Annotated in this window: 12 protein-coding genes; 4 read left to right on the forward strand and 8 right to left on the reverse strand. The window is 64.4% G+C overall.

Going from position 1 to position 11226, the window contains the following annotated elements:
• On the reverse strand, positions 1 to 786 hold a 786-nt coding region (locus EN745_RS19365), incomplete at its 3' end, for an SMP-30/gluconolactonase/LRE family protein (protein WP_145992069.1).
• Positions 787 to 1072: 286 nt separating this feature from the next.
• On the opposite strand from EN745_RS19365, the gene EN745_RS19370 reads away from it, so the two are divergent.
• On the forward strand, positions 1073 to 1240 hold the full coding sequence (locus EN745_RS19370; protein WP_126057436.1) for a hypothetical protein: 168 nt from the start codon (positions 1073 to 1075) through the stop codon (positions 1238 to 1240).
• Between the two features lie 160 nt (positions 1241 to 1400).
• Here the strand turns inward: EN745_RS19370 and EN745_RS19375 are convergent, their stop codons facing one another.
• From EN745_RS19375 to ccmA, 4 genes are all read right to left on the reverse strand, one after another.
• A complete protein-coding gene (locus EN745_RS19375) occupies positions 1401 to 1985 on the reverse strand; it encodes a DsbE family thiol:disulfide interchange protein (protein WP_126057435.1) in 585 nt (194 codons plus the stop codon).
• Positions 1982 to 2170 (reverse strand): heme exporter protein CcmD, encoded by a 189-nt coding sequence (ccmD, locus tag EN745_RS19380; protein WP_126057434.1) that lies wholly within the window; start codon positions 2168 to 2170, stop codon positions 1982 to 1984. The genes EN745_RS19375 and ccmD overlap by 4 nt, the downstream gene beginning before the upstream one ends.
• A gap of 121 nt (positions 2171 to 2291) precedes the next feature.
• Complete coding sequence (ccmB, locus tag EN745_RS19385) at positions 2292 to 2957, reverse strand: heme exporter protein CcmB (RefSeq protein WP_126057433.1); 666 nt, start codon at positions 2955 to 2957, stop codon at positions 2292 to 2294.
• Positions 2958 to 3168: 211 nt separating this feature from the next.
• On the reverse strand, positions 3169 to 3777 hold the full coding sequence (gene ccmA / locus EN745_RS19395) for a heme ABC exporter ATP-binding protein CcmA (protein ID WP_127422035.1): 609 nt from the start codon (positions 3775 to 3777) through the stop codon (positions 3169 to 3171).
• A 284-nt stretch (positions 3778 to 4061) separates the two neighbouring features.
• On the opposite strand from ccmA, the gene acnA reads away from it, so the two are divergent.
• Positions 4062 to 6752, forward strand: a complete 2691-nt coding sequence (gene acnA / locus EN745_RS19400; protein ID WP_127422031.1) for an aconitate hydratase AcnA — start codon at positions 4062 to 4064, stop codon at positions 6750 to 6752.
• Between the two features lie 38 nt (positions 6753 to 6790).
• On the opposite strand, the gene EN745_RS19405 is transcribed toward acnA, so the two are convergent.
• Positions 6791 to 7519, reverse strand: a complete 729-nt coding sequence (locus EN745_RS19405) for a ceramidase domain-containing protein (protein ID WP_127422032.1) — start codon at positions 7517 to 7519, stop codon at positions 6791 to 6793.
• Between the two features lie 185 nt (positions 7520 to 7704).
• Between EN745_RS19405 and EN745_RS19410 the strand changes: the two genes are divergently transcribed.
• A complete protein-coding gene (locus tag EN745_RS19410) occupies positions 7705 to 8478 on the forward strand; it encodes a thioredoxin family protein (protein ID WP_127422033.1) in 774 nt (257 codons plus the stop codon).
• Positions 8479 to 8867: 389 nt separating this feature from the next.
• Complete coding sequence (locus EN745_RS19415) at positions 8868 to 9257, forward strand: DUF2794 domain-containing protein (RefSeq protein WP_126057429.1); 390 nt, start codon at positions 8868 to 8870, stop codon at positions 9255 to 9257.
• Positions 9258 to 9402: 145 nt separating this feature from the next.
• Here EN745_RS19415 and EN745_RS19420 read toward each other — a convergent pair whose 3' ends face one another.
• A complete protein-coding gene (locus EN745_RS19420; RefSeq protein WP_127422034.1) occupies positions 9403 to 9981 on the reverse strand; it encodes a GNAT family N-acetyltransferase in 579 nt (192 codons plus the stop codon).
• A gap of 105 nt (positions 9982 to 10086) precedes the next feature.
• Positions 10087 to 10866 (reverse strand): Bax inhibitor-1/YccA family protein, encoded by a 780-nt coding sequence (locus EN745_RS19425; RefSeq protein ID WP_126057427.1) that lies wholly within the window; start codon positions 10864 to 10866, stop codon positions 10087 to 10089.
• Positions 10867 to 11226: the final 360 nt, after the last annotated feature.

Raw genomic sequence — 11226 nt, forward strand, 5'->3', positions numbered from 1 at the left:
GATCAGCGTGCAGTCGGGATCGTAGCAATGGATGCCGTCGGCGGCGCTTGTCCAGATTCGGCCGGCCTCGTCGAGACGGAACCCGTCGAACAGCCCGGCCGTGCAGTCGGCGAAGACCTTGCCGCCCGAAACCTTCTTGCCACCCTTGCCGACGTTGAAGACGCGGATATGCGCCGGGTTCTTGGCGCCATGCGTGCGGCCGGTATCGGCGACATAAAGCAGGCTTTCGTCGAGCGAGAAGGCAAGCCCGTTGGGTCTCACCATGTCGGTGATGACGGCATCGATCTCCCCCGTGCCGGGATCGACCCGGTAGACGTTGCAGGCGCCGATCTCGCTTTCTGCGTGATTGCCCTCATAGTCGGTGTCGATGCCGTAGGCCGGATCGGTGAACCAGATCGAGCCGTCGGACTTCACCACCGCGTCGTTCGGCGAGTTGAGCCGCTTGCCGCGCCAATTGTCGGCGATGGTGATGACCGAGCCGTCATGCTCGGTGCGGCTGACGCGGCGGCCCGAATGCTCGCACGTGACCAGCCGGCCCTGCCGGTCGACGGTGTTGCCGTTGGGATTGCCGGACGGCTGGCGGAACACGCTGACACTGCCGTCGGTCTCGTCATAGCGCAGCATTCGGTTGTTGGGGATGTCGGACCAGACGAGGTAGCGGCCGGCGGCGAACCAGGCCGGACCTTCCGCCCAGCGGCAGCCGGTGAACAGCTTCTCCACCCGCTCGTTGCTGTTGACCAGCCGCGAAAAACGTGGATCGAGAACTTCGTAATCGGCGGCCGTCATGCTTTTCCTCCGGGCATTTCAGAATGCGCGGATCAAGCCAGTCCGCTAGCCAGAAGGCAATGTGCGAATACGCAGTTGCAATACAAAAAGGGCGAGAGTTGGCGTATGGCTTGTGGCCCGGCGACCAGCCCCGCGGAATTGACGTCGCATTAACCGGCTATGCGCCCAGCGCAATGGTGCATTGCAACATCTTCTTTTTGCAACGCACCAATCCTATGTCATGCTCCGTATCGATCAAGGGAGGAACAATTCGCCGCGGCAACGCGGCACGAAAGGAACCTCTGCCATGATCTTCGACAACCTCGTCACCCGCGCTCGCACCAACATCGCCAAGCGCCGCCAGTACAACCGCCTCGTCGCCGAAATCGACAGCTTCTCCAGCCGCGATCTGGCCGACATGCGCGCCGACCGCTCCGAGATGCTCTACCAGATCCACAAGCAGATCTACGGCTGAGCTTTTCGGCCCAACCAGCTCCGCGCTGTCAGGCGCGTTGAGATTCAGGTCAGGCCGAGTCGAGAATGCTGGATTCCGAGAACCGGAGCGGAGCGTACTTAGGTACGTAAGCACCGGAAGCGCAGGAAGCCGCCGTTCGCAGGCCGGCATCACCTGGATATCAATGCGCCGCCAGCGCCTTTTCGATCTGCGGCAACAGCAGCGTCTCCGCCGACTCGGCGGTAATCGGCCCGACATGCTTGTAGGCGATCTTGCCGTCCTTGCCGACGACGAAAGTTTCCGGCACGCCGTAGACGCCCCAATCGATAGCCGCCCGCCCGGCCTCGTCGACACCGATCGCCTGGTAGGGATTGCCGACCTCGCCAAGGAAGCGCCGGGCGTTCTCCGGCTCATCCTTGTAGTTCAGCGCCGCCAGCACAAAACGCTTGTCCTTCGACAAAGCGAGCAGCACCGGATGCTCGTCGCGACACGGCGCGCACCATGAGGCGAAGACATTGACCAGCGTGACCTTGCCGGCGAACGACTTCGAATCGAGCCCCGGCAGCGTGCTGCCTTGCAGCGGTGGCAGATTGGTCTGCGGCGCCGGCAGGCCGATCAGCGCCGACGGCACTTCCGACACGTCGCGGCCGGACAGGAGCTGCGACAGGAACAGCCCGGCCAGCCCCAGGAAGATCAGCAGCGGCAGCAGGACGAACAGGCGGCGCGCGCGCGGCGCCGGCGTTCCGGTTTCCGTGCTCTCAGTCATGATTTCGCGCCCTTGTCCTTGAGGGCCTCGCTCTTGTCGGAGCGCCGCCGCACGCCGGCGGCTTCGAGCTCGGCGAGATCGCGCTTGCGCCCGCGCTGGTCGATCAGGATCCATGCGACCAGCCCCGCCAGCACCAGCGCCGTAATGGCATAGGCAGCCGTGACATAGAGCGCATGCGCACTCATGCCCGCCGCTCCGCGCGGACGCGGCATTCCGGCCCGGCCATTTTGCCCTGCTTGTTCATGCCTTCCCTTAGCCTCGCCGTTCCGGCTTCGCAATTGGCCGCGGCGCCGCAGCCCGTATCGCTCAGTCCGTCCCATGGCGCAGCGCTAGCGCCGCCGCCGCCGGCCCGAGCACGGCAAGAAACAGCGTCAGCGCGGCAAGAATGAGGAAGGGCTGCAGGAACGGCGCCGGGTCGGCCACCGCGCCATAGCTTGCCGAGACGCCGAAGATCAGCACCGGAATGGTGAGCGGCAGCACCAGCACCGAGATCAGCAGCCCGCCGCGCGGCAGTGCCACCGCGACCGCGGCGCCGGCCGCCCCGATCAAGGTGATGGCCGGCGTGCCGACGAGAAGCGTCAGCGCGGTGGCGCCGATGCCGGCCGGCTCCATGTTCATGAACAGCCCAAGCAGCGGTGCGGCGACCACCAGCGGCAGCACGCTGCCCGCCCAGTGCGCCAGGCATTTCACCAGCACCGTCAGCGCCAGCATGTGGCGGTCGTGGCCGAGCACCAGAAGATCGAGCGAGCCGTCCTCGCGGTCGGCCTGGAACAGCCGGTCGAGGCCAAGCAGGCAGGCGAGCAAGGCCGCGATCCACAGGATCGCCGGGCCGATACGGGCAAGCAGGTTGAGGTCCGGCCCGACGCCGAACGGGATGGTGGCGATGACGGCGAGGAAGAAGATGACCCCGGTGAGCGCGCCGCCGCCGGCACGGATCGAGAGGCGGATATCGCGCAGGAAGAGGGACCCCATTATGGTGCGGTCCCCTGGTTAGGTGTGCGTTCCTTCGCGCCCCCCTCTGGCCTGCCGGCCATCTCCCCCACGAGGGGGGAGATCAGACGTCGCCGGCGATTTCGCCAATCACCAACATTGAAAAGATGAGCGGGGCGCCGGAGCTGCCAGTCTCCCCCCAAGTGGGGGAGATGGCCGGCAGGCCAGAGGGGGGCGCCGTAGAGCACCGACATCAACCGGCCACCCTCATTTGCAGCTCGCGCGCCCCTTCCAGCCCAAGCGGCAGATGCGTCGCCGCCACGATGATCCCCCCATCCGCCAGATGCACCCGCATCAGTCCGCCAAACCTCTCCTCCGACGCCTTGTCCAACCCCGCCGTCGGCTCGTCGAGCAGCCAGATCGGCCGGTGGCTGACCAGGAGTTTTGCGATCGAGGCGCGCCGCCTTTGCCCGGTCGACAAATAGCCAAACGGCAGATGGCCGATGCCGCCGAGCCCGACGGTCTCCAGCGCCTCGTCCACGCTAAACGCCGGCTCACCGGAAAAGTCGCGCCAGAAGCGCAGATTCTCCGCCACGCTCAATGCCGTCTTCATCGCGTTGAGATGACCGAGATAGTGGCAGGCCGAGGCGACCGTGGGGAAGGCCTCGCCACCGCCTTCGACCCGGACCTGCCCTTCAGCAGTCCGCAGCAGTCCGGCGATGACCCTCAGCAGCGTCGACTTGCCGGCGCCGTTCGGGCCGGTGACGACCAGTGCCTCGCCCTTCTCGAGCGCAAAGCCGATGCCGGAAAAGACCGTCTCGCCGCCGCGCTCGCCGCCCAGATTTTCGGCGATCAGCCGCATCATTGCCCGTTCCGAAAGCACCGTTTCGCGGCCGTCGCCGCATCGCACAAATTTGCCTTTCGACTGTCTAGAACTATTCCAGGAAATTCTCTATATGCGGATCATCCGTGCCAGCGGTCGGCGCGGGAACAGAATTGGCGCCGAACCAGCGCACGCGCCGCCTTGAACGGCTCGGGTTGCTTGGGAGCGGACAGCGGAAATGGCCGTACCCGCACCTTTGCGCGTGATTGCATGCCATCGGCGTCCGTTCCCTTTCAGGCTGAACAGACAAGGACGGATCGCACGTGTCAAAATCCCTCGACAGTTTCAAATGCCGCCGCACCCTGACCGCGGGTGGCGCTGACTATGTCTATTTCGACCTTACCGAGGCCGAGAAGAACGGCCTCGCCGGCATTGCCCGGCTGCCCTATTCGATGAAGGTGCTGCTGGAGAATCTTCTGCGCAACGAGGACGGCCGCTCCGTCACCAAGGAGAGCATCCAGGCGGTAGCCGGCTGGCTGACCGACAAGGGCACCGCCGGCGTCGAGATCGCTTACCGTCCGGCCCGCGTTTTGATGCAGGATTTTACCGGCGTTCCGGCGGTGGTCGATTTGGCCGCCATGCGCGACGGCATCAAGGCGCTCGGCGGCGATCCGGAAAAAATCAACCCGCTGGTGCCGGTCGACCTCGTCATCGACCACTCCGTCATCGTCGACGAGTTCGGCACGCCGATGGCCTTCGCCCGCAATGTCGAGCTCGAGTATGAGCGCAACGAGGAGCGCTACAAGTTCCTGAAATGGGGCCAGCAGGCCTTCCGCAACTTCCGCGTCGTGCCGCCCGGCACCGGCATCTGCCACCAGGTCAACCTCGAATATCTTGGCCAGGTCGTCTGGACGAACAGCGAGGACGGCGAGACCACCGCCTATCCCGACACCTGCGTCGGTACCGATTCGCACACCACCATGATCAACGGCCTCGGCGTGCTCGGCTGGGGCGTCGGCGGCATCGAGGCCGAGGCGGCGATGCTTGGCCAGCCGGTTTCCATGCTCCTGCCCGAGGTCATCGGCTTCCGCCTCACCGGCAAGCTCAAGGAAGGCGTCACCGCCACCGACCTCGTGCTCACCGTCACCCAGATGCTGCGCAAGAAGGGCGTTGTCGGCAAGTTCGTCGAGTTCTTCGGCCCCGGCCTATCCAACATGACACTGGCCGACCGCGCCACCATCGGCAACATGGCGCCGGAATATGGCGCCACTTGCGGCTTCTTCCCGGTCGACAGCGAGACCATCCGGTATCTCACGATGTCCGGCCGCGAGGAAAGCCGCATCGCGCTGGTCGAGGCCTATTCGAAGGCGCAGGGCATGTGGCGCGACGCCGGCTCCGCCGACCCGGTCTTCACCGACCTGCTCGAGCTCGATCTCGGCGACGTCGTGCCGTCGATGGCAGGCCCGAAGCGCCCTGAGGGCCGCGTCGCGCTGGAAGGCATTCCGGCCGGCTTCGCCAAGGCGATGGAGACCGAGTACAAGAAGGCCGCCGAGATCTCCAAGCGCTACGCGGTCGAAGGGACCGATCACGATCTCGGCCATGGCGACGTCGTCATCGCCGCCATCACCTCGTGCACCAACACCTCGAACCCGAGCGTGCTGATCGGCGCCGGGCTGCTCGCCCGCAACGCCAACCGCGTCGGCCTGAAGCAGAAGCCGTGGGTGAAGACCTCGCTGGCGCCAGGCAGCCAGGTGGTCGCCGAATACCTGGAAAAATCCGGCCTGCAGAAGGAGCTCGACCAGATCGGCTTCAACCTGGTTGGCTTCGGCTGCACCACCTGCATCGGCAATTCCGGCCCGCTGCCGGCGCCGATCTCCAAGACAATCAATGACAAAGGCTTGATTGCTGCCGCGGTCTTGTCCGGCAACCGCAACTTCGAGGGCCGCGTCTCGCCGGACGTGCAGGCGAACTATCTCGCGTCGCCGCCGCTGGTCGTCGCCCATGCGCTGGCCGGCACGGTGACCAAGGACCTGACCACCGAGCCGCTCGGCGAAGGCAGCGACGGCAAACCGGTCTACCTCAAGGACATCTGGCCGAGCGCGGCCGAGATCCAGGAGTTCATCGAGAAGAACGTCACGCGCGAGCTGTTCGCCCGCAAATATGCCGACGTCTTCAAGGGCGACGAATACTGGCAGAAGGTCAAGGCGCCGGAAGGCCAGACCTATGCCTGGGACGACAGCTCGACCTATGTGCAGAACCCGCCCTACTTCGCCGGCATGACCTCGGGCTTCGGCAAGATCGGCGACATCAAGGGCGCGCGCGTGCTCGGCCTCTTCGGGGACAAGATCACCACCGACCACATCTCGCCGGCGGGCTCGATCAAGGCCGCCTCGCCGGCCGGCAAGTACCTGACCGAACATGGCGTCGGCGTCGCCGACTTCAACCAGTACGGCACGCGGCGCGGCAACCATGAGGTGATGATGCGCGGCACCTTCGCCAACATCCGCATCCGCAACCACATGCTGGGCGAGAACGGCCGCGAGGGCGGCTACACCATCCACTACCCCTCGAAGGAGGAGATGTCGATCTACGACGCCGCGATGGAGTACAAGAAGGAAGGCGTGCCGCTGGTCATCTTCGCCGGCGTCGAATACGGCAACGGCTCGTCGCGCGACTGGGCGGCCAAGGGAACGAACCTCCTTGGTGTCCGCGCGGTCATCGCTCAGTCCTTCGAGCGCATCCACCGCTCGAACCTGGTCGGCATGGGCGTCATCCCCTTCGTCTTCGAGGACGGCACCTCTTGGGCTTCCCTCAACCTCAAGGGTGACGAGCTCGTCGAGATTGACGGGCTGGACGCCATCAAGCCGCGCCAGAAGATGGCCGCCAAGGTCACCTATGGCGATGGCACGGTGAAGAACGTGCCGATCATCTGCCGCATCGATACGCTGGATGAGCTCGACTACTTCAAGAACGGCGGCATCCTGCAATACGTGCTGCGCGATCTGGCAGCATAGTGAAAGGCAGTACGGGAGTAGGGGAATAGGGCAGAAGGTTAGGCCGTTTGCCCCAGCTTCACCCTATTCCCTGCTTCATTGCTGCCGCACTCCCCTATTCCCCTGCCCTTCGGGGCGCCCTGACGCGCCACCGCCGCCAGCAGCACGCCCAACATCAGCCCGTTGAGGATGTGCCACAGGAAATGCGTGCCGAGCGGAAAGCTGGCGCAAACCAGTGGATCAGCCATCCGGCAGCCGACCGAGACGACGAACATCGCCGCAGCCACCAGGATATAGCGGCCGGCGCCGCTGCCGCTGGCCGCCGTCCATACGCCAAAGACGGCAAGCGCCAGGAACGGCGGCAGGTAGCCGGTCGTGCCGTTCGAGGCCTGCCGCAGCCAGTCCGGCACCGCATAGGTCAACAGGCCGGCGGCGGCATAGAAGACGACGAAGGCGGCGATCGCCTTGCCCCACTCCAGACCGAGAAACCGGCGCAGGTTGAACAGCGTGAAAGCCAGCGTGAAGCCGGCGATGGGCAGCACGTCGGCCCAGATCGTGAACTTGACGGCGAAGGTGTGGAACAGCGTCGAGCCGATCCCGATCGCCACCACCCACCAGGCCAGAATCGCGGCGAACGTTCCGGTCCCATGCCGCCGCACTTCCCGCACGCCCCACAATCCAGCGGCAATAAAGGCAAGATTGGTCAAAGCATTGGCCGGCTCGGCCCAAAGTTCCGGCCCGGTCCGCTCGCAGTAAAGGTCGACGGGCGCCAAGAGAGTCTGCCACATGACGATGATGCGCCCTCCGAATCGAACCGCGGCGTGAAGTGCAGGCACCCTTCCTATTGCGGCCCTGCGCGTGCTTGCAACGGTGAAAATTTCACCGCAACGTGACTTCCCGTTGACTGGCGCTTCTGCCACATATTTTGGCAATCAGAACAAGGCCGGCGTCACCGGCGGGAATCGGAACGGCCATGGCATTTGCAAAACCCTCGCGGCTCGCGGCACTCGCGCTGGCGCTGTCGGCATGTGCCGGCACGGCGCTGGCAGGCGAGCTCGAAAAGCCCCAGGCCGACAAACCGCTAGGCGTGGTCGAGCTTTTCACCAGCCAGGGCTGCAGCTCCTGCCCGCCTGCCGATGAGTTCTTTGCCGAGCTTGCCGGCAAGCAGGACATCGTCGCGCTCGCCTATCACGTCAACTACTGGGACTATCTCGGCTGGCAGGACACGCTGAGCAGCAAGGAAAACACCGACCGGCAGTATGACTATATGCGTGCCTTCGGCAGCCGCTCTGTCTACACGCCGCAAGCCGTGATCAACGGCCGCAGCCACGTCAACGGCGCCAGCCGCAAGGAAGTCGACGGCACGCTGGTGCGCCTCGACCGAACCGGCGAGGGCATGCGCGTCGGCGTGACGGTCAGCCACACCAGCGACCGCGTCATGATCGATGCCGGCGACGCCGGCAACGGCCCGAGCGACGCCCACGTGGTGATCGTCTATTTCGAACCGCCGCAAACGATCAAGATCGGCCAGGGCGAGAACAGCGGGCGTCGCCTGACCTATTGGAACGCTGTCTCCGACATCCAGATCGCCGGCATGTGGCACGGCAAGGCGCAGCGCTACGAATTGCCGATGACCGAGATTTCCAAGAAGGCCGGCTGCGCGGTGCTGCTGCAGTCGGTCGGTAAGGATGGCATGCCCGGCCCGATCCTCGGCGCTGCGTTTATTCGCAAGCCCGACCGCCTTTGACCCCAGCCTTCGAGCAATAAAAAACCGGCGTCAGCTTGCTTCTGACGCCGGTCATTTAGGTTTTGGGATCGTCGCACCCGATTTTCCAACGGAAAACCGAGGTTGGTTCGATCCGACGCAGACCCGTGGGCGGGGGGCTTGGGGTTTACGAGCCGGTGCCGGACCGAACCGTCTCAGGCAACGCCGGTAAACTCGTCGGACATTGGGGCATGAGCGCGGATAAATTGTGGCGACAATGTGTCAGAGCATCACCAATTCCAACACGCGGTTCGCAAACGTGACTGGACGTTCCGGAAACAGCGCGGCTCCGGCATGCTTAGCCGGGTCTTGCAATTCCACGGCGAACGGGCCAACTTCTGAGGGCGAAGATTCATTCGAAGGATCGAGGCATGACCGATCGCGGTGGCAGTGGGACGGAGGATGGGGACGCATCCGCAATATTGATCCCGCTGCATGAGGCCCGACGCGAGCGCCTCGACCAGCCGGTGCGCTTCGACCGGCGAGAACTCGACCAGATCCTCAGGCTCTACGGACGCATGGTCGCCGCCAATGAATGGCGCGACTATGCCATTGACCATCTCTCCGACCGGGCCGTCTTTTCCGTCTTCCGCCGCGCCAGCGAGGTGCCGCTGTTCCAGATCGTCAAGGACCCGAAGCTGGCGCGCCGCCAGGGCGCATTCTCTGTCATCGCCGCCGGCGGCCGTATCCTGAAGCGCGGCCAGGAGCTCGGCCGCGTGCTCGGCGTCTTCGATCCCAAGCTGAAGGTTATCGAGGCCTGAGCTGGGAAGTCGAAGAGGGACTGGAGAACTGAGGAACTGAGGAACTGAGGAACTGAAGAATTAGGGAAGAAGGCACTCAGCGCCTGATGTAACCGCCGCCTTCCTTTTGTTCTTCAATTCTTCAGTTCTCCAATTCCCCGGTTCCTCAGTTCCCCCTTAGTCCATCACGGAACCTCCGCTCCGGCCACGAATCCGGATCCGGCGCAAGTCCTGCCCCGCCATTCAGCGACAGTTGCATGAAGACCGTGTCCAGCCAGCGTCCGTGCTTGTAGCCGGAGCCCTCGAGGCGGCCGGAATGGCGGAAGCCGAGCTTCTCGTGCAGCCGCACGGAGGCGCTGTCGGCGTGGCCGTCGCCGATGACGGCGATAATCTGACGAAAGCCCGCCGCCTCGGCCGCCTCGATCAGCCCTTGCATCAGCAGACGCCCGACACCCTGACCCTTGGCCTCGGGCGCGACATAGACCGAATCCTCGACGACGAAACGATAGGCAGGGCGTGGCCGGAACGGGCCGGCATAGGCATAGCCGAGCACGACGCCATCCCTTTCAGCCACCAGATAGGGGAAGCCGCCCGCCGCCAGGCTGTCGAATCGGCTGCCCATCTCGGCGCGGCTGGGCGGCTCCAGCTCATAGCTCGCGGTGCCATGCGTCACTGCATCGGCGTAAATTTCCGTGATTCGGTCGAGGTTTGCCGTCGTTGCGGCTCTGATCGTGATGCTGCTCATAATTTATGCAAACTGCTCATCTGCCTCCCATAACAGCAAAGGCTCGGACAAAAGAAAAGGGCGGCCGTTGGGCCGCCCTTCGTGAACTCAGTGGTCCAGTGCCGATCAGCGGCGGTCGCCCATGAACTGCAGCAGGAACATGAACAGGTTGATGAAGTCGAGATAAAGCGTCAGCGCGCCCATGATGGCCTTGCGGCCGGCGACGTCGGTGGCGTCGCCCTCGAAATACATCTCCTTGATCTTCTGCGTATCATAGGCGGTCAGGCCGGCGAAGATCAGCACGCCGATCGCCGAAACCGCGAACGACAGCGCCGAGGACTGCAGGAAGATATTGATCACCATGGCGACGATCAGGCCGAACAGCCCCATGATCAGGAACGAGCCGACTGCGGTCAGGTCGCGCTTGGTCGTATAGCCATAGAGCGACAGGGCGCCGAAGGCGGCGGCCGTGGCGAAGAAGGTCTGCGAGATGCTGGCCGTCGTGTAGACCAAAAAGATCGACGACAGCGACAGGCCGACGAGACCGGCATAGACCCAGAACGTGGTCTGCGCCGCCGAAACGCTCATCGACTGGACGCGGAACGACAGGAACAGCACGGCGGCGAGCGGGGCGAGAATGACCAGCCAGCGCAGCGGCGAGCCGAAGATGGCATAGCCGAACGAGGTCAGCATCTCGCCGCTCGGCAGCGTGGCGACCGCCGAGGCCGGGTCCGTGGTGGTGGCCAGCATGATCGTGCCGATAGCGGCAAGGCCTGTGATGAGCAGGCCAAGCCCCATCAGATTGTAGACCTTGATCATATAGGCGCGCAGGCCCTGGTCGATGTCGGCATCGACACGGGCGCCGGGCACGGCGCGCGTCTGGTAGTTGCGAATGGGATCAGCCATTGGAATTCCTCTGTTGCTTCTGCCCCGTCCGGTGTCAGGCCATTTCGGGCCCAGGCGCCGCTGGCAGGGGCTCCAGCATGCCTGCGCGGAATATGATGGTTCTTCGCGTCAAGGACAAGACCGTAACCGGCTGTAACGGTTCGTGAGAGGGCAAAAAGCTGCTTTGCCGGCCTTTATGCGGTCATTCTTACCAAGATTTAATCCGAGTCGGGCGGTGTCAGCGCGGCAAATCAGAGATTGCGCAGCACCGGCGCCGCCTTGTGGCCTAGCACCCGCCAGGTTCCGGCAAGGCCGATGCCGACCGTGACGAGCAGCGCAAACAGGATCGTCGCCACCGCCACTTCCGGCATGAAATGCGAT

It is taken from the genome of Mesorhizobium sp. M4A.F.Ca.ET.022.05.2.1 (assembly GCF_003998845.1).
Classification (GTDB): Bacteria; Pseudomonadota; Alphaproteobacteria; order Rhizobiales; family Rhizobiaceae; genus Mesorhizobium.